At 72.8% G+C, this 17,198-nt stretch carries 18 protein-coding genes; 9 read left to right on the plus strand and 9 right to left on the minus strand.

Annotated elements, in window-relative coordinates:
- The coding region (locus ABD844_RS22290; RefSeq protein WP_486348543.1) for a nitronate monooxygenase family protein at window positions 1-391 on the plus strand (391 nt) is incomplete at its 5' end.
- Between the two features lie 59 nt (window positions 392-450).
- On the opposite strand, the gene ABD844_RS22295 is transcribed toward ABD844_RS22290, so the two are convergent.
- The gene (locus ABD844_RS22295) at window positions 451-1,083 is read right to left on the minus strand and encodes a TetR/AcrR family transcriptional regulator (RefSeq protein WP_344881015.1); all 633 of its coding nucleotides are present in this window, start codon (window positions 1,081-1,083) and stop codon (window positions 451-453) included.
- A 165-nt stretch (window positions 1,084-1,248) separates the two neighbouring features.
- Between ABD844_RS22295 and ABD844_RS22300 the strand changes: the two genes are divergently transcribed.
- The 3 genes from ABD844_RS22300 to ABD844_RS22310 are packed head-to-tail and all read left to right on the plus strand — an operon-like array spanning window position 1,249 to window position 4,706.
- Window positions 1,249-2,562: a cytochrome P450 gene (locus ABD844_RS22300; RefSeq protein WP_344881017.1), complete on the plus strand. Its 1,314-nt coding sequence runs from the start codon at window positions 1,249-1,251 to the stop codon at window positions 2,560-2,562.
- Between the two features lie 60 nt (window positions 2,563-2,622).
- Window positions 2,623-3,918, plus strand: a complete 1,296-nt coding sequence (locus ABD844_RS22305; RefSeq protein ID WP_344881019.1) for a family 4 glycosyl hydrolase — start codon at window positions 2,623-2,625, stop codon at window positions 3,916-3,918.
- A gap of 8 nt (window positions 3,919-3,926) precedes the next feature.
- Entirely contained in the window at window positions 3,927-4,706 is a 780-nt protein-coding gene (locus ABD844_RS22310) for a DeoR/GlpR family DNA-binding transcription regulator (protein ID WP_344881021.1), read from the plus strand.
- Window positions 4,707-4,742: 36 nt separating this feature from the next.
- Here ABD844_RS22310 and melA read toward each other — a convergent pair whose 3' ends face one another.
- Entirely contained in the window at window positions 4,743-6,008 is a 1,266-nt protein-coding gene (melA, locus tag ABD844_RS22315) for an alpha-glucosidase/alpha-galactosidase (RefSeq protein WP_344881023.1), read from the minus strand.
- Complete coding sequence (locus ABD844_RS22320; protein ID WP_344881025.1) at window positions 6,005-6,985, minus strand: carbohydrate kinase family protein; 981 nt, start codon at window positions 6,983-6,985, stop codon at window positions 6,005-6,007. The genes melA and ABD844_RS22320 overlap by 4 nt, the downstream gene beginning before the upstream one ends.
- Before the next feature lie 117 nt (window positions 6,986-7,102).
- Here ABD844_RS22320 and ABD844_RS22325 point away from each other — a divergent pair, with 117 nt between their 5' ends.
- The 3 genes from ABD844_RS22325 to ABD844_RS22335 are packed head-to-tail and all read left to right on the plus strand — an operon-like array spanning window position 7,103 to window position 10,163.
- Window positions 7,103-8,404 carry an ABC transporter substrate-binding protein gene (locus ABD844_RS22325; RefSeq protein ID WP_344881027.1) on the plus strand — a complete coding sequence of 434 codons (1,302 nt, stop codon included), beginning with the start codon at window positions 7,103-7,105 and terminating at the stop codon, window positions 8,402-8,404.
- A 2-nt stretch (window positions 8,405-8,406) separates the two neighbouring features.
- Window positions 8,407-9,345: a carbohydrate ABC transporter permease gene (locus tag ABD844_RS22330; protein ID WP_344881029.1), complete on the plus strand. Its 939-nt coding sequence runs from the start codon at window positions 8,407-8,409 to the stop codon at window positions 9,343-9,345.
- Entirely contained in the window at window positions 9,345-10,163 is an 819-nt protein-coding gene (locus ABD844_RS22335) for a carbohydrate ABC transporter permease (protein ID WP_344881032.1), read from the plus strand. Before ABD844_RS22330 ends, ABD844_RS22335 begins: the two co-directional genes overlap by 1 nt.
- 62 nt (window positions 10,164-10,225) lie before the next feature.
- Here the strand turns inward: ABD844_RS22335 and ABD844_RS22340 are convergent, their stop codons facing one another.
- Window positions 10,226-11,314 carry a Gfo/Idh/MocA family protein gene (locus ABD844_RS22340; RefSeq protein ID WP_344881034.1) on the minus strand — a complete coding sequence of 363 codons (1,089 nt, stop codon included), beginning with the start codon at window positions 11,312-11,314 and terminating at the stop codon, window positions 10,226-10,228.
- The gene (locus ABD844_RS22345) at window positions 11,299-12,006 is read right to left on the minus strand and encodes a ThuA domain-containing protein (RefSeq protein ID WP_344881037.1); all 708 of its coding nucleotides are present in this window, start codon (window positions 12,004-12,006) and stop codon (window positions 11,299-11,301) included. The genes ABD844_RS22340 and ABD844_RS22345 overlap by 16 nt, the downstream gene beginning before the upstream one ends.
- A gap of 246 nt (window positions 12,007-12,252) precedes the next feature.
- Between ABD844_RS22345 and ABD844_RS22350 the strand changes: the two genes are divergently transcribed.
- The gene (locus tag ABD844_RS22350) at window positions 12,253-12,735 is read left to right on the plus strand and encodes a hypothetical protein (protein ID WP_344881040.1); all 483 of its coding nucleotides are present in this window, start codon (window positions 12,253-12,255) and stop codon (window positions 12,733-12,735) included.
- 234 nt (window positions 12,736-12,969) lie between these two features.
- On the opposite strand, the gene ABD844_RS22355 is transcribed toward ABD844_RS22350, so the two are convergent.
- Complete coding sequence (locus ABD844_RS22355) at window positions 12,970-13,326, minus strand: winged helix-turn-helix transcriptional regulator (RefSeq protein ID WP_344881043.1); 357 nt, start codon at window positions 13,324-13,326, stop codon at window positions 12,970-12,972.
- Window positions 13,327-13,363: 37 nt separating this feature from the next.
- Here ABD844_RS22355 and ABD844_RS22360 point away from each other — a divergent pair, with 37 nt between their 5' ends.
- Window positions 13,364-14,263, plus strand: coding sequence for an NAD(P)-dependent oxidoreductase (locus ABD844_RS22360; protein WP_344881046.1), 900 nt, complete (start codon window positions 13,364-13,366; stop codon window positions 14,261-14,263).
- On the opposite strand, the gene ABD844_RS22365 is transcribed toward ABD844_RS22360, so the two are convergent.
- From ABD844_RS22365 to ABD844_RS22375, 3 genes are all read right to left on the minus strand, one after another.
- Window positions 14,249-15,583, minus strand: coding sequence for a lanthionine synthetase LanC family protein (locus tag ABD844_RS22365; RefSeq protein WP_344881049.1), 1,335 nt, complete (start codon window positions 15,581-15,583; stop codon window positions 14,249-14,251). The two genes, ABD844_RS22360 and ABD844_RS22365, sit on opposite strands and share 15 nt — an antisense overlap.
- Before the next feature lie 75 nt (window positions 15,584-15,658).
- A complete protein-coding gene (locus ABD844_RS22370) occupies window positions 15,659-16,366 on the minus strand; it encodes an ABC transporter ATP-binding protein (protein WP_344881052.1) in 708 nt (235 codons plus the stop codon).
- Entirely contained in the window at window positions 16,342-17,166 is an 825-nt protein-coding gene (locus tag ABD844_RS22375) for an ABC transporter permease (RefSeq protein ID WP_344881054.1), read from the minus strand. The genes ABD844_RS22370 and ABD844_RS22375 overlap by 25 nt, the downstream gene beginning before the upstream one ends.
- Window positions 17,167-17,198 lie beyond the last annotated feature (32 nt).

The raw sequence follows: 17,198 nt of genomic DNA on the forward strand, positions 1-17,198 counted from the left end.
CGGCTGGGCGGGCACGGCGTTCCTGGGCTGCGCCGAGACGACGCTGCCGCAGGCGGCGCGGCGGCGGGTCCTGGCCGCCGATGAGACGGGCACCGCCTACGGGCGGGTCTTCGACGTCGCCCAGCGCCTGGCCTGGCCGCCGGAGTTCGGCGGGCGGGCGCTGCGCAACCCCTTCCTCGAACGCTGGCACGGCCACGAGGAGGAGCTGGCCGCGGACGAGGCGGCACGGGCCGAGCTGGCCGCCGCCCGGGAGGCGGGCGACTTCGACACCGCCTACGTCTACGCCGGTCAGGCGGTGGGCCTGGTGGAACGCGAGCGCACGGCGGCCGACGTGGTGGCCGAGTTCGCCGGGGCGGGCAAGCTGCTGAGCCGCTTCAGCCCGGGAACGTGACGCCGCCCTCGAACACCGGAACGTGACGCCGCCCTCGAACACCGGAACGTGACGCCGGCTCAGCGCAGGCGGTGGTCCAGGGCGGGGGTGAGGTCGGCGCTGGTCAGCACCAGGGCGACGACGAAGTCGACCAGATGCTCGCGGCCGGTCTCCACGTCACCGCGGAACCAGGCGGCCAGCAGCTCCCACAGCCCGCCCACGACGGTCAGCGCGGTCAGCTCCAGATCCTCGTCACCGAGCGGCGGCTCGTCGAACACCTCGTGGACCTGCGCGATGAAGATGCCCGCCAGCTCGCCGGTGATCCCGCGCCGCCGCTCCTGGAGCAGCGGGCTGGCGGGGAACTCGTGGGCCAGGATCCGGGCCCGGCGCGGGTCGGCGGCCAGGAAGTCGACCAGGGCGCCCACCACGGCCCTGGTCCGCGCCCGCGGGCGGCGCGGGGCGGCGCGCGCCACGGCCTCGATCATTTCGGCAGCCTGCGCGGCCTGGTCGTCGACCACGGCCAGCAGCAGCGTGTCGAGGTCGGCGAAGCTCTCGTAGAAGTAGCGGTCGTTCAGCCCGGCGCGGGCGCACACCCCCCGTACGGTGGCCGCCGACCACCCCTGCGTGCCCAGCACGTCGAGCCCGGCCGCCAGCAGCGCGGCCCGGCGCCGGGCACGGCGCTGCTCGGCGGGCACCCCCCGGTAGGGGCGCACCGGAGGTCGATGGGGCGTCACAGCACCCGATTCTGCCCCAGCCCTTGATCGAACAGACCTCACGGCCCCCCGATTCCCCCGGCCCTCTTGACGGGCCCGGCAATTCTGGTGATGGTGAACACCAAGTTCGCGCATCACGAGCCCCCGTGCGGAGAGGCGTGGATCATGACCACGGAGCAGCCCGTGCACCTCACCCCGGCCGACATCGACTTCGGCGACCTGCGCTTCTGGGCCCGGCCGCCGGCCGAGCGCGCGCGGGCGTTCGCGATGTTGCACGCCGAGCCGCACCCGCGGCTCTTCCGCCTGCCCAAGATCCCCTTCCTGCGCCCCGACCCCGGAGCCTGGGCCCTGGTACGCCACGCCGACGTGGCCGAGGCCAGCCGTCACCCCGAGGTGTTCAGCAGCGAGCCCAGCGCCACCAGTCCGACCGACCTGCCCCAGTGGATGGACGGCTACTTCAACTCCCTCATCGACATGGACGACCCCCGGCACGCCAAGATCCGCCGCATCGTCTCGCGCGCGTTCACCCCCAAGACGCTGGCCAAGGCCGAGCAGGACGTCGCCCGCCGCGCCGCCCGCATCGTGGACGAGCTGATCGAGCACGGCCCCGGCGACTTCGTGACCCAGGTGGCGATGCGGCTGCCGGTCGAGGTGATCTGCGACATGCTCGGCATCCCGCCCGAAGAGCACGCCCGCGTCGTACGCCTGACCAACGTCGTCATCGGCTACACCGACCCCGAGTACGTCGGCTCCCCCGTCGACTACACCGGCGGCGCGGCCAGGGTCGGCCGCCTGCGTACGGCCCGCCTGCTCGGCACGGTGGCGACGGCGGGCTGGCGGCTGCACCGGCTGGCCGCCCGGCTGGGCAGGCAGCGCCGCGCCGCCCCGACGGGCGACCTGACCTCCGCCCTGGTCAACGCCAACGTCGACGGGGAACGGCTGACCCCGCGCGAGTTCGGCGCGTTCTTCCTGCTGCTGGTGGTGGCCGGGAACGAGACCACCCGCACCGCGATCGCGCACGGGCTGAAGCTGTTCACCGACCACCCCGGCCAGCGGGAGCTGCTGCTGTCGGACTTCGACGGCCGCATCGGCGGCGCGGTCGAGGAGATCGTCCGCCACGGCTCGCCCGTCATGTTCATGCGCCGCAACCTCACCCGCGACTACGAGCTGAACGGCCACCGCTTCCTGGCCGGCGACCGGGTCACCCTCTGGTACGCCGCCGCCAACCGGGACGAGAGCGTCTTCACCGACCCGGACGCGTTCGACATCACCCGCTCCCCCAACCCGCATCTCGGCTTCGGCGGGCCGGGGCCGCACTTCTGCCTGGGCGCCAACCTGGCCCGGCGGGAGATCGCGGTGATGTTCCGGGAGTTGTTCACCCGGGTGCCCGACATCAGGGCCGGGGAGCCGCAGCGGCTGCTGTCGAGCTTCATCAACGGCTACAAGCGGCTGCCCTGCACGTTCGGGCGAGACGGCTGAGCAGCGGCGGGCGGGAGGCCGCAGCGGGCAGGCGGCGGGCAGGCGTGGGATACTGCGGAGATGGCGCGGATCGTCTTCATCGGGGTCGGTGACGTGGAGCTGACGCGCCGCGTGGTCTCCGCCCTCGTGCTCGCCCCCACGCTGCGCGGCGAGCTGGAGATCGTGCTGCACGACGACGACCCCGGCAGGCTCGCCACCACCGAGACGCTCGTGCGCGCGCTGGACGCCGAGGCGGGCGCGCACGCGAAGGTCCGTGGCGTCTTCGACCGGCGGCAGGCGCTCAAGGGCGCAGACTTCGTGGTCAGCCACCTCGACGTGGGCGGCTTCGAGGCCACCCTGCGCGACTTCGAGATCCCCCACCGCTACGGGCTGCGCCAGACCATCGGCGACACCATCGGCATCGGCGGCGTCTTCCGCGGCCTGCGCACGATCCCCGTCCTGGTCGAGCTGGCCACCGAGATGGCCGACGCCTGCCCCGACGCGTGGCTGCTGAGCTGCACCGACCCGATGGCCATGACGGGGTGGGCGGTCCACGAGGCCACCGGGTTCGAGCGGTTCGCGGGGTTGTGCCACTCGGTGTGCGACACGCACGCGTACCTGGCCGATCTGGTGGGGCGTGACGAGGACGAGGTGAGCTTCCTCAGCGCCGGGCTCAACCACCAGTCGTTCGTGCTGCGCTTCGAGGCCGGCGGCCGTTCGCTCTACCCGGAGCTGGACGCGGTGATCGAGGCCGATCCGCAGCTCAGGCGGCACGTGCGCGCCGAGCTCTACCGCAGGTTCGGCTACTACCCCACCCAGTCGAGCGAGCACGCGGCCGAGTACGTCCCGTGGATCATGCGCCACCCCGGGGAGACCACCAGGCTGGGCGTGCCGGTCGAGGACCTGCGCCGCGTCGGCAAGAGCCTGCACCTGTACGAGGAGACGCGCCGCGCGCTGTCCGCGGGCCATCCGCTGCTCATCCGGTGGCAGCACCAGGAGCCCGCCGCGTCGGCGATCCTGGCCATGCTGACCGGCGAGGAGAAGGAGATCTACGTCAACGTGGCCAACCGCGGCCTGATCGGCAACCTGCCCGAGGGATGCTGCGTGGAGGTGCCCGCCGCGGTCGGCTCCGGCGGGGTGCGTCCGCGGCCGGTCGGCGACCTGCCCGTCCAGCTCGCCGCGCTCAACCGGACGTTCCTCAACGTGGTCGAGCTGACCGTGCGGGCGGCGCTCGACGGCGAGCGGGCGCACATCCACCACGCGGCGATGCTCGACCCCAACACCGCCGCCACGCTGCCGCTGCCCGCGATCGAGGCGCTCTGCGACGAGCTGATCGAGGCGCACGGCGACCTGCTGCCGTCGGCGGTCCGCGCATGATGGAGTCGATGCCGACCGAGGTGCGCCGCGAGCGCATGCTGGCCCTGCTGACCGAGCAGGAGTTCGCGCGGGTCGCGGAGCTGGCCGAGGCGTTCGGGGTGTCCAGCGTGACCGTCCGCGCCGACCTCGACGCGCTGGAGGAGCAGGGCAAGGTCCGCCGGGTACGCGGCGGCGCCGTGGCGGCCGGGCCCGCGCCGCGCGTCGAGCCGTCGTTCGAGCTGTCGCTGGGCACGGCGGCGGTGGAGAAGTCGCTCATCGCCAAGGTCGCGGCGCGGCTGGTCGGGCCGGGCGAGAGCGTGCTCATGGGAGCGGGCACGACGACGTCCTACGTGGCCAGGGAACTGGTGGCGCGGCCCGATCTGAACGAGGTGACGGTGTTCACCAACGGGCTGCGCACGGCGCTGGAGCTGGAGCCGGCGCTGCCCCGCATCTCGGTCGTGGTGACCGGCGGCAGCCTGCGCCGCCAGCAGCACTCGCTGGTCGACCCGCTGGGCGGCAAGCTGCTGGAGGGCATCCGCGCCCACACCGCCATCCTCGGCTGCGGCGGGGTCGACGCGGCTGCCGGGGTGACCAACGTGAGCCTGCCCGACGCGGAGATGAAGCAGCGCATGCTGCGGGCGGCGGCCAGGAAGATCCTGGTCGCCGACGCGTCCAAGCTGGGGGTGGTGGAGATGGCGCCGATCTGCCCGGTCGGGGAGATCGACCTGCTGATCACGGGCGAGTCGGCCGACCCCGAGTGCCTGGCCGCCCTGCGCGACAAGGGCCTGGAGGTCGAGATCGCCCGCTGACCCCGCCCCGAGCCCGGCGCGAGGGCCGGGGTGTGGTCAGCGCAGGGCCTCCGGCAGGAGGTCGCCGTGGGCGCGGGTCAGGTCGTCGGCCATGCGCCAGATGTCCTCGAGCGGCAGCGAGGCCGCCGTGTTCGGGTCGACCATCAGGGCGTGCCTGACGTGGCGGGGGTCGCCTTCGAGCGCGGCACGTACAGTGAGCTCATTGACGTTGACATAACCCCTGTTCAGAGCCGCGCACTGCGGGGGCAGTGCGCCGATCGCGGTCGGCCGGACGCCGGTGCCGTCCACCGCGCAGGGCACCTCCACGACGCAGCCGTGCGGCAGGTTCGAGATGAGCCCGTCGTTGACGACGTTGCCGTAGACGACGCGGGGCGTGCCGGTGACGATGCTGTGGATGATCTGCGGGGCGTACTCGTCGGTGCCGGCGATGTCCAGCTCGCCGCCGTTCCGTACGAGGTCGCGGGTGCGGCGGTACTCGGCCAGGTTGTCCTCGCTGATGCGCACGTACTCGCCCACGGGGATGCGCAGCCGGTCGATCTCGCGGTCGTGACGCATCAGCCAGGGCACGTACTCGGCCGAGTGCTCGCTGGTCTCCGTCGGGTAGTAGCCCAGCCGCCGGTACATGTCGATGCGCACGCGCCGCCGCAGCTCGGGGTCGTCGACGTCGAGGCGCGGGTAGAGGTCCTCGCCGTCGCGTTCGAAGCGCAGGACCCACGCCTGGTGGTTGACCCCGGCCGCCACGTACGAGACCTCCTCGTACGGCACCGACACCAGCTCGGCCAGCCCTCGCATCGTCCAGTAGACCGAGTGGCACAGGCCCACCACGTTCTTGACCTTGCCCGACAGGTACCAGACGTTCATCGCCATGGGGTTGGTGTAGTTGAGCAGCAGCGCGTCGGGGCAGACGGCGGAGATGTCCGCCGCCAGCGCGTCGAGCAGCGGGAACGTGCGCAGCGCCCGGAACACGCCGCCCACGCCGATGGTGTCGGCGATCGTCTGCCGCAGCCCGTACCTGGCGGGGATCTCGAAGTCGGTGACGGTGGCGTCGTGGCCGCCGACCTGCACCATGTTGATCACGAAGTCGGCGCCGTCGAGCGCCTCGCGCCGGTCGAGGTGGGAGGTGACGACGGCGGCGTGGCCCGTGATGCGGCGGGCGACCGCCTCGGCCACCCGCAGGCGTTCTGGGTCGATGTCGTGCAGCGCGATGCGCATGCCGCGCAGTTCGGGGAAGGCGACCAGGTCGGCGAGCAGCCCCTGGGTGAAGACGACGCTTCCCGCCCCGACGAACACGATCTTCTTCATGAGGTTGCTTCCTCCCAGGTGGGCTGGGCCGCGGTGCCCCCTGCGGCGCGGGTGGACAGGGTGCCGCAGGCGACGGCCACGGCCATGCTGCGCCGCAGCGGCAGGCCGCGCAGCAGCGCGGCGAGCAGCCCGGCGTTGAAGCTGTCCCCGGCTCCGACGGCGTCGACGACGGTGGCGGGGCGGGCGGGCGTCTCGACGAGCGCGCCGTCGGCGAAGGCGAGCGCGCCGCGCTCGCCGCGTTTGACGACGGGGAGTGTGCCGCGGGCGGCCAGCTCCCGCACGGCCCGTTCGAGACCGCCGTCCCGCGATCCGGCCTGCGGGCGGGTGGCTCGCCCCTGCGCGGGGGTGGCGGCCGCCGTGAGGGTGCGGGCGATGGACAGGGCCTCGGCCTCGTTCGGCAGGAGCACGTCGGTGAGCGGCAGCACCTCCGCCAGCCCGGCCCAGCGCCCGGCCGGGTCGTCGTTGGTGTCGAGCGAGGTGGACGCGCCCGCCGCCCTGGCCAGCCCGAACAGCCCGGTCAGCCCGGCGGCCAGCACCGGCTGCAGGAAGTACGACGAGACGTGGACGTGCGCGGCCCGCTCGATCAGCGCCGGCGGCACGTCGTCCGCGGCGAGCCGGTCGAGGCAGCCGGGCGCGGTGAGGATGGCCCGGTCGTCGCCGTCCACCAGCACCACGGTCATGGCGGTGGGCACGTCGGGGCCGACGACGCAGGCGGAGACGTCCACCCCGCCGGAGCGCAGGGCGTCCAGGACGAAGGCCCCGGCGGGGTCGTCCCCCACCCGCCCGACGAACGCGGTGCGCAGGCCCAGGCGGGCGGCGCCGTACGCGGTGATCGCGCCGGAGCCGCCGAGCACCAGGCCCGCCGCGGGGACGAGCTGCTCGCGCTGGCCGAACTCGGGATGGCGAGGCGCCCCCGTCACGATCACGTCGGGGTTGGCGTCGCCGACGACGAGAAGGTCGAAGGTCGTTCTGGACACCACGGCACAGTCCCAGGAGTTGTGAAGACTTGTCAACCCTTGCGTTTTTTCGAAGGTATTGACAAGTCTTCGAAAGTAACCATGATGGGCTCCAACATTCCGGGAGGAGCATCCACAGTGCGAAGAAGAACCGCGGTGGCCCTGGCCGCGGCGATCATCCTGGCGGCCGCAGGCTGCGGGGGATCGGCGCACGAGGGCGCCAAGACGGTGGACCCGCAGGCGAAGGTGAAGCTCACCTGGTGGACGGGCCAGACCGCAGACGCTCAGAAGATCCTCGAGGGCCTGGCGGCCACGTTCACCCGGCAACACCCCAACGTGACGATCGACCTCTCCACGGGGGCGCCCACGGCCGACGACCTGCTGCAGAAGCTGTCCGCGGGCTTCGCCAGCGGCGTCTATCCCGACATCTCCTACTCGTACGGAAGCTGGGCCTCGCAGCTCCAGGAGTCGGGCAAGACCCTCGACCTCACCGAGAAGGTCAAGGACCCGGCCGTGAAGTGGGCGGAGTTCCCGGCCTCGGCGCGCACCACCGCGACGCCGAACGGCCAGGTCATCGGCTTCCCCGCGCTCGTGGACAACCTCGCGCTGCTCTACAACAAGTCGGTCTTCGACGCCAGGAAGGTGCCGTACCCGACCGACGAGTGGACCTGGGACGACTTCAGGGCCGCGGCCAAGAGGCTCACCGACCCGGCGGAGAAGATCTACGGGACCGCGTACCCGGTGAGCGCCTCGGAGGACACCACCTGGCGCTTCTGGCCGCTGCTGTGGCAGCGCGGCGGCACGATCCTGTCGCAGGACGGGACGAAGCCCGCGTTCAACTCCCAGGCGGGCGTGGACGCGCTGGAGTTCCTGCGGGCCATGGCGGTGGACGACAAGAGCGTCTACCTCGACCAGACCGACGAACGCTACGCGCCGCTGTTCGCCGACGGCCGGATCGGCATGATCATCTCCGGCCCGTGGACGCTCTACGACCCCCTGAAGCTCAAGAAGACCGACTACGGCGTGGCCCTCCTGCCCGGCACGAACGGCGACCACCAGACGGTCTCCGGGCCCGACCTGTGGACGCTGCTCGACAACGGCGACGCCAACCGGGCCCACTGGTCGTTCGAGCTGATGAAGTGGCTCACCTCGGCCGAGGGCGACGCCCAGTGGAACCTGCGCCAGGGCAACCTGCCCCTGCGCGCGTCGGAGACGTCCCTGCCCGAGTACAAGAAGTACATCGACGAGTACCCGGGCGCCGACAAGCTGGTGGCCAACCTGGCCAACGCCAAGCAGGCCAGGCCCACGGTCAGCGGCTACGTGGAGCTGTCCAGGTTCGTCGGCGAGGGCATCGCCAAGGCGCTGCAGGGCGCGGCCACGCCCAAGCAGGCGCTGGACGAGGCGGCGGCCAAGTCGGCCACGGCGCTGGCCGGAGGCTGAGCATGACGCTGCTGTTCGCCGGGCGCCGCCCGGCCGCCCCGCCCGCCACGGCGCCGTCCGGCCGGCTGCGGTGGTGGAGCCGTACGCTGACCGGCTGGGGCTTCGCCGGCCCGGCCACCGCCCTCGTGGTGGGCCTGTCGATCTTCCCGGCGGTGTGGGCGTTCCTCATCTCCCGCCAGAAGTGGAACGGCATCGCCCCCGCCAAGCCCGTCGGCTGGCTGAACTACCAGCTCATGGTCCAGGACCCGGACCTGATCGCGGCGGTGCGGCACACGCTGGTGTTCACGGTGCTGTTCGTGCCGTCGTCGATCTTCCTCGGGATGCTCGTCGCGGTCGCGCTGAACCGGCCGATCAAGCTGGTCGGCTTCTACCGTACGTGCATCTTCATCCCGTTCGTCGCCTCGGCGGCGGCCACCGGCATCCTGGCGAGCTTCGTCTTCAACCCCCAGTACGGCGCCGCCAACAGCGTGCTGCGCGTCCTCGGCCTGCCACAGCAGCAGTTCCTGGAGAGCCAGTCGCAGGCGCTCACGGTGATCTGCCTGATCGCGCTGTGGGGGCAGGTCGGCTTCACGGTGGTCGTCTACCTCGCCGCCCTCCAGGACATCCCCAAGGACGTGGTCGAGGCCGCCCGCATGGACGGCGCGGGCCGATGGCAGGTGTTCCGGCACGTCACGCTGCCCCAGCTCGGCCCCGTCACCGTCTTCACCTCCATCTGGCAGACGATCACCGCGTTGCAGCTCTTCGACCTGGTCTTCACCACCACCAGGGGCGGGCCGCTGGGCGCTACCCAGACCGTCGTCTACTACGTCTACACCCAGGCGTTCAAGCTCACCCGCTTCGGCTACGGCTCGGCCGTCGCCTACGGGCTGTTCGCCGTCACCCTGCTCATCACCGTCGCGATGATCCTCCACTCCCGGCGCGGCAAGATCGGGGCCTTCTGATGAGACGCCTGCCGTTCAGCCCGTGGCACCTGCTGCTGATGCCGCTGGCACTGCTGTTCGCGCTGCCGCTGGTGCAGATGGTGCTCACCGCGTTCATGCCGGACGGCGACATCAACCGCTTCCCGCCCCGGTTCATCCCGAGCCGGCTACAGCTCGACGGGTTCGTCGGCCTGTTCAGCCAGTCGTCGGCGCTGCGCTGGCTGGCGAACACGGTGATCGTGGCCGCGATCGCGGTCGGCTCGCACCTGGTGCTGTGCTCCATGGCCGGGTACGGCTTCGCCCGGCTGAAGTTCTTCGGCAAGCAGGCCGGGTTCGTGGTCATCCTGGCCACGATCATGATCCCGACCCAGCTCCTGATGATCCCCACGTACGTGATGTTCAGCCGGCTCGGCCTGGTCGACACCCTGGCGGCGGCGTTCGTGCCGTGGCTGGCGTCGGCGTTCGGGATCTTCCTCATGCGGCAGTTCTTCCTGTCGCTGCCGGGCGAGCTGGAGGACGCGGCCCGCATCGACGGCTGCACGGCGTTCGGCGTGTTCTGGCGGGTGGTGCTGCCGCTGGCCAGGCCCGCGCTGGCCACGCTCACCGTGTTCACGCTGCTGGGCTCGTGGAACGACCTGATCTGGCCGCTCATCGCGATCAGCGACGACAGCCTGTACACGATCCAGCTCGGCCTGGCCACCTTCCAGGGCACCAGGCACACGCAGTGGTCGCTGCTCATGGCGGGCAACGTGGTGGCCACGCTGCCGCTGATCATCGGCTTCGTGGCGGCGCAGCGGCAGTTCGTGGCGACGATGACGTTCACGGGCCTCAAGGGCTGAACGGGTCTCAAAGGCTGGACGGCCCTCCTGCTCGGGGGCAGGAGGGCACCCCCCGCGTCGGCTCAGGCCCGCGCGGCGGGGTCGCCCAGCGCCACCGGCGCGGGCCGCTCACAGGTGCTCTCCACGTCGACCGCCCGTCCGGCGTGCGCGGCGGCCAGCAGGGACTCCATGACGTCGAGCACGTGGTACGCCAGCGTCCCGCCCGCCCGGGGCTCCGGGGCCGACAGGAAGTCGATCAGCCCGACACCACGCCCGGCGTCGGCGTGACCGGCCGACACCGGCAGCTCCCGCGCGCCCTCCTCGCCCAGCCGCGACAGCAGCACCGGGCCGTCGAAGCGGTTGGGGTCGGGGACGACGAGCGAGCCCCGCTCCCCGTGCACCTCGATGTGCGGCGCCCGGGTCGCCACCCCGTCGAAGCTCATCACCAGCGTGGACAGCACGCCCGACTCGTGCACGAGCACGCCCGTGACGTGGGTGTCGACGGTGACGGGCACCTCCTCGCCCTGGCGCGGGCCCGAGCCGATCACGCGCGTGGCCCGCGTCCTGGCCGCCGCGCCGACGACCGTGCCGACCGGGCCCAGCATGGTCACCAGGCTGCTGAGGTAGTAGGGGCCCATGTCGAGCAGGGGGCCGCCGCCTGGCGCGTAGTAGAAGCCGGGGTCGGGATGCCAGCGCTCGTGGCCGGGCGTCATCATCGTGGCCGTGGCGGCGACCGGCCTGCCGATGAGCCCGTCGTCGATCGCCGCCCTGGCGGTCTGGATGCCGGTGCCGAGGACGGTGTCGGGAGCGCACCCGACCCGTACGCCCGCCGCACGGGCCGCCGCCAGCACCCGCCGCGCGTCCGCGCCGGTCGCCGCCAGCGGCTTCTCGCAGTAGACGTCCTTGCCCGCCTCGACGGCCAGCAGGGCGATCCCGGCGTGCGCGGCAGGGACGGTGAGGTTCAGCACGACCTGGACCCGCGCGTCGGCCATCAGCGCCGCCACGTCCATCACCTCGACCCCCGGGTACGGCCGCGCCGCCTCCCGCGCCCGCTCCCGGTCGAGGTCGGCCACCGCCACGAGCCGCACCTGCGGCAGCCGCTCGATGGTCCGCAGGTACTGGCCCGAGATGGCCCCGCAGCCCACGATGCCGACGTTCAGCGACTCGCCCACAACATCCCCCTCTCGATGATCGTCCGGACGCTGTCGTGCTCCAGGACGTCGAGGCTGTGGCCGGGGGTGGCGACGAAGATCCGGCCCTTGCCCCAGCGGCGGGTCCAGATCGCGGGCGAGGTCACCTCCCTGTGCCAGGGGTCCCACGGGCGGACCTGCTGGGTCGTGGTCGCCAGCACGTCGTTGTAGTCGTCGGCCAGCACCCAGTACTGCTCGGTGACGAGGTCGAAGTCGCCGATCCCCCGGGTGATGGGGTGGTGGGCCGCCTCGGGCAGCATCGTGACCGTGTACGGGACGAAGCCGTGCCGCTCGGTGCCCGCGTCGGCGTCGTCGGGGTGCTTGCCGGGGTGGCAGGCGAACTGGCCGCCGACGAGGTGCAGGTAGTCGGAGGAGGCGCGGAAGGAGTCGGCGATGCCGCCGTGCCAGCCCGCCAGCCCGGTGCCCGCCTCGACGGCCGCGCGCAGGCCCTTGACCTGGGCGGGCTCGATGACGCCCATCGTGTAGCACTGCACGACGAGGTCGACCTGGGCCATGAAGCCGGGGTCGGCGTAGGGCGCGGGGCCGTCGGCCAGCCGCACGTCGAAACCGTTCTTCTCAAGAAAGGGTACGAAGAGGTCGGTGGCCGCGACCGGGACGTGCCCCTCCCAGCCGCCCCGCACCACCAGGACCGTACGTTTGTGCTCGCCCGCCATTCATTCGCCAATCGCTCGATGGACCACGAACAGGCCGTGCGCCGCGAAACCGCACACTTCGCCAATTGTGTCCGAGTCCACCGACAATCTCCCGCCTGCCCGCCACCCGTCCCACATGACGGACGGCCGGCGCGGGTCCCCCCGGTTCCGGCCCCAGCGGGGCTCTAGCGGGGCCTTCCAGAATGGCCGCGGCGATCACATCGGCCGATCGCCCCGCGAGACGACGGCCCGACACAGGGAGGAACCATGTCCGACAAGCTTGGCAGGCGCCCAGGCGCAGGCAGGCGGGTGGCGCTGGCGGCGGCGGCCGGGGCGCTGACGCTCACCACCGTCACCGGCCTGGCCGGCTCGGCCAGCGGCGACACCTACGGCCCCTCTCCTGTCGGCACGTGGGCCGCCGTGGTCACGTTGCCGTCCACGGGCCAGAGCGAGCGGGTGCTGTTCGCCTTCCGCGCCGACGGCAGCCTCACCGTGAACGACGGCCGGCGGACCGGCCTCGGCTCCTGGCGACCGACGGCGACCGGGTTCAAGTACCACTTCCGCCACTACACGGTCAACGCCCAGGGCGCGCTCGAGTGGGAGCTGCGCAACGTCACCGAGGGGCAGGTCACCTCGGCGGACGTGTTCACGGCCACGGGGACCGGCACGGCCGTGGACCCCAACGGCAACGTGCTGGGCTCGTTCCCGAACAACGTCGAGGCGAAGAGGTACAGCCTCCAGGCGCCGTGACGGCCGCATGACACCCCGGGAGGCGGCGGTACGCGATCGCGTGCCGCCGCCTCTCCGCGTGCGCGGGGACCGCCCACTCGCGCCGCCGCACGGCCGAGATCCCGGGTGACCTCGGCGTACCCACCTATTTGTGGGTACTTGCCGCCGTGGCCGGGGCGGGCCCAGCCTTGGTGAGGGCGGCCGGAGGGGCTGCCCGCGACAGCCGGAGTGACGGGGAGGCGGGCCGAACGTGGGTCAGGCGGACGATCGCGACTCGGCCAGCAGCTCCAGCCGCCGGTGGCCCCAGTCGGACAACGGCTCCAGCGCCCGTGACAGGTCACGGCCGAACTCCGTCAGGGAGTATTCCGTCTTCAGCGGCCGCTCGTCGTACACCTCCCGGTGGACCAGTCCGTCGCCCTCCATCTCGCGCAGCGTCTGAGTCAGCACCTTCTCGGTGAGCCCCGGCAGCCGCCGGAGCAGCTCGCCGGGACGGCGCGGCCCGGATTCCAGGAACCAGAGCAGGACCGTCTTCCACTTGCCGTCGATGACGGCGATCGCGGCGGTCACTCCGCACACGTTCGGGTCCTGGGCACGGCTGCGTGTCAACGTCATCCCATCCTTCGCCGAGAAACCATCGAGGAGTTCGAGCATGCCCTCGCACACCCAACAGTCTGCCGTCACCGTGCTCGGCCTGGGGCCCATGGGGCGGGCCCTGGCGGGCGCCTTCCTGGACGCGGGCCTGGCCGTCACGGTCTGGAACCGGACGCCCGGCCGGGACCTGGAGCTCGCCGGGCGCGGCGCGAGCAGCGCGCCCTCGCCCGAGGCGGCGGTCGCCGCGAGCCCGCTGACCGTGCTCTGCGTGGTGAACTACGACGCCGCCGACGCGATCGTGCGGCGCGACGCGGTCGCCGCCGCGCTCAAGGGGCGCACGCTGGTGAACCTGAGCGCCGACACCCCCGGCAGGGCCCGTGACACGGCGGCCTGGGCGGCCGGGCACGGCGTGGGCTACCTCGACGGCGCCATCATGACGCCGACCGGCACCATCGGGACGCCCGCCGCCGTGTTCCTGCACAGCGGCCCCGCCGACCTCTACGACGAGCACCGGCCCGTGCTGGAGGCGCTCGGCGGCGCCCACACCCACCTGGGCTCCGACATCGGCCGGGCGGCGTCGTACGACATCGCCCTGCTGGACCTCTTCTGGACGGCGGCGGCGGGCTACGCCCACGCGCTGGCCGTGGCGCGGGCGGAGGGCGTCACCGCGCGGGAACTGGCGCCGTTCGCCAAGAACATCGCCGCGATCCTGCCCGCGGTCATCGAGTCCGGCGTCGCGGAGGTGGAGACCGGCAGGTTCTCCGGCGAAGGCAACCCGATGACCTCCGCGGCGTCGAGCATGCGCCACATCGTGCAGGCCGCCGAGGCGCACGGCATCGACTCGGGCGTGATGCGGGCGGCCGAGGGCCTGGTGCGCCGCGCCATCGGCCGCGGGCACGGCGCCGACGGCTTCCTGCGGGTGACCGACCTGCTGAACCCCGTCTCAGCGAACGGCTGAGGGCGGCAGCGGGATCGCCGGGAACGGGTTGTCGGGCAGCAGCACGACCCGGCGCGGATCGCCGGGCCGCCCGGCCGCGTGCAGGTGCAGCAGGGCCGAGCCGATGCCCGCCGCGCCCACCATGTAGCCGGTGTCGGCGGTGACCTCGCCGGGCCGCAGCCGCCGGTAGGCCTGGTACCAGCGGTAGCCCTGGCCGTTGTGGTCGGTGGCCCGGCCGATCAGGTCGGCGGCGAGCGCGCGGGCGTAGTCGAGGTGGGCCTGGTCGCCGGTCGCCGCCCACAGGCCGACGAACAGCTCGATCACGCCCGCCGCGCCGCAGCACTGGCAGGCGACGTTCCAGTAGCCCTCGGTACGGCGGCGCGGCGCCCCGCTGCGGACGATGCCCTTGGCCAGCCGTAGCACCCACTCCAGGTCGGCCGGGTCGCCGCCCACCCGGTACAGCTCGTAGAACATCCTGGCCACTCCCGCCGAGCCGGAGCAGAAGCCGAGGTAGTGCAGGCTGCGCGCGTGCGGCACGTGGTGCGGGACGACCGCGCAGGCCCCGGTCACGAGACTGACCTCGCGGACGAACGCCGCGCCGCTGCGCGCGGCCTGCAGGAACCGGTCGACGCCGGTGACCCCGTACAGGCGGGCGAGCAGGAACGCGGTGCCGGAGGTGCCGGCCAGGAAGCCGGGCGTGACGGCGTCCACCGGCAGGTCGGCGCAGTCGCCGAAGCGGTGCCCCGGCACGGGCAGCCGGGCGATGCGCAGGCCCGCCTCGACGGCCGCCTCCTCGTACGCGGGAACGCCCAGGTGCGTGGCGGCCCGCAGCAGCCCGAGGATGATCCCGCCCTCGCCGCGCTGCGCCGGGTCGCGTGACCACTGCGGGCCCTCGTCGCCTCCCGCCTCGCGCCCGCGCCGGACGATCAGGTCGGCGATGGCGGCGGCCTCGGCCTCGAAGTTCCCGTCGCCGAGCGCCCAGCCCGCCTCCATGAGCGCGACCATGACGCCGGTGAGCCCGTGGTAGAGGGTGAGGTCGTCCTGCTCGCGCCAGGTGGCGGCGAGCCTGCGGGCCCCCGCCCTGGCGTCCTCCAGGTACGCCTCGTGGCCGGTGGCGGCGGCCAGCTCCAGGAAGAACAGGACGATGCCCGCGGCACCCGAGTAAAGTGACCAGGGCTCCGGGGTGACCGCCGACGCGCCGCGCGAGTCGGGGTTGGCCCGCCACCACCGGCCGTGCTCGTCGTCGGCCCCGGCCGACCTGACCCAGCGGGCGGCCAGGATGGCGGCGGTCAGCGGGGAGTCTGCGCGGGCCGTCGCCGCGCGGATCTCGTCCAGGCTCATGACCTCATTTTCCCATAAGTTCAGTAGGAAGAGTAGGAATGTGGGGCGGAAGGGGCCCCAGCTCTTCCCGTCCGGTCAGCCCTTCCGCGCGTGCTCGTCCTGGGTGACGCCGAGGGCGCGCAGCAGCTCGGTCCGCACCTCGGCGTGCCCGGCGCCGCTGCCGCGCCGCTGCTCGGTCGCGATCCTGCCGTGGTCGAGCACGAGCACGCGGTCGGCCAGCGCGATCGCCTCGTCCACGTCATGGGTCACCAGCAGCACGGCGGGGCGGTGCTGCTCGTACAGGCGGCGCAGCAGGGCGTGCATCTTGAGCCTGGTCAGCGCGTCGAGTGCGCCGAAGGGCTCGTCGGCCAGGAGCAGCCGCGGCTCGCGCACCAGGGAGCGGGCCAGCGCCACCCGCTGCTGCTCGCCCCCGGACAGCTCGTTCGGCCAGGCCCGTTCGCGCCCGGCCAGGCCGACCTCGGCCAGGCTGTCGCGGCCCTTCGCCGAGGCCCCCGACAGGCCCAGCACGACGTTGGGCAGCACCCGCTGCCAGGGCAGCAGCCGGGCGTCCTGAAAGACCACCGACACCTGGTCGGGCACCTGGACCGTGCCGTCGCCCGCCACGTCGCCGTCCAGGCCGGCCAGGGCGCGCAGCAGCGTGCTCTTACCCGAGCCGCTGCGCCCCAGCAGCGCCGCGAACTCGCCGGGGGCCAGCTCCAGGTCCAGGCCGTCGAGCACCTTGCGGTCGCCGTAGCCGCGGGTGAGGTTCTCGACGCGGATCAGCTCGCCAGTGTCCGTCGCCACGACAGCGCCCTCCTTTCCACGAGCCGGACGGCGGCGTCGGAGAACAGGCCGAGCAGCCCGTACAGGACGATGCCGACGAGGATCACGTCGGTCTGCCCGTACGTGCGGGCCAGGTCCATCATGTAGCCGATGCCGCTGGTGGAGTTGATCAGCTCGGCCACCACCAGGAACAGCCACGCCGTGGTGACCGCGAAGCGCAGCCCGAGCAGGAACCCGGGCAGCGCACCCGGCAGCACCACCTTCCTGATGAACGCGCCGCGCCCGAGATCGACCGTCTCGGCCAGCTCCACGTAGCGGCTGTCGATGCCGCGCAGGCCGTTGTGGGTGTGGATGTAGATGGGCACGAGCACGCCGACGGCGATGACGGTCACCTTCATGACCTCGCCGATGCCGAGCCACAGGATCAGCAGCGGCATCAGCGCGAGCGACGGGACGGCCCGCTTGATCTGGACCGGGCCGTCGATGACCGCCTCGCCCCAGCGGCTCAGCCCGGACACCAGCGCGAGCACCGTGCCCAGCGGCACGCCGATGGCCAGGCCCAGCGCCACCCGCTGGACCGAGGTGAGGAGGTTGTCCTGCAGGCGGCCGTTCTCGATCAGCTCGCCCGCGGTGGTGACCACCGTCCACGGCGCGGACAGGAAGCGGGGGTCGAGCCAGCCGGAGGCCGAGCCGGCCGACCAGAGCGCGAGCAGCAGGAACGGGCCCAGCAGGAAGCCCAGCCTGATCGGGCGTCCTGGCGCGAGGCGGCGGCGGGCGCGTACGCGGGCGGGGGCCGAGGGCCGGGAGGCCAGCAGCGTCATCGGGGCACCGTCCCCTTTCGTATCGGATGGGA

Origin of the sequence: Nonomuraea antimicrobica (assembly GCF_039536965.1) — a bacterium.
GTDB classification, from domain to species: domain Bacteria; phylum Actinomycetota; class Actinomycetes; order Streptosporangiales; family Streptosporangiaceae; genus Nonomuraea; species Nonomuraea antimicrobica.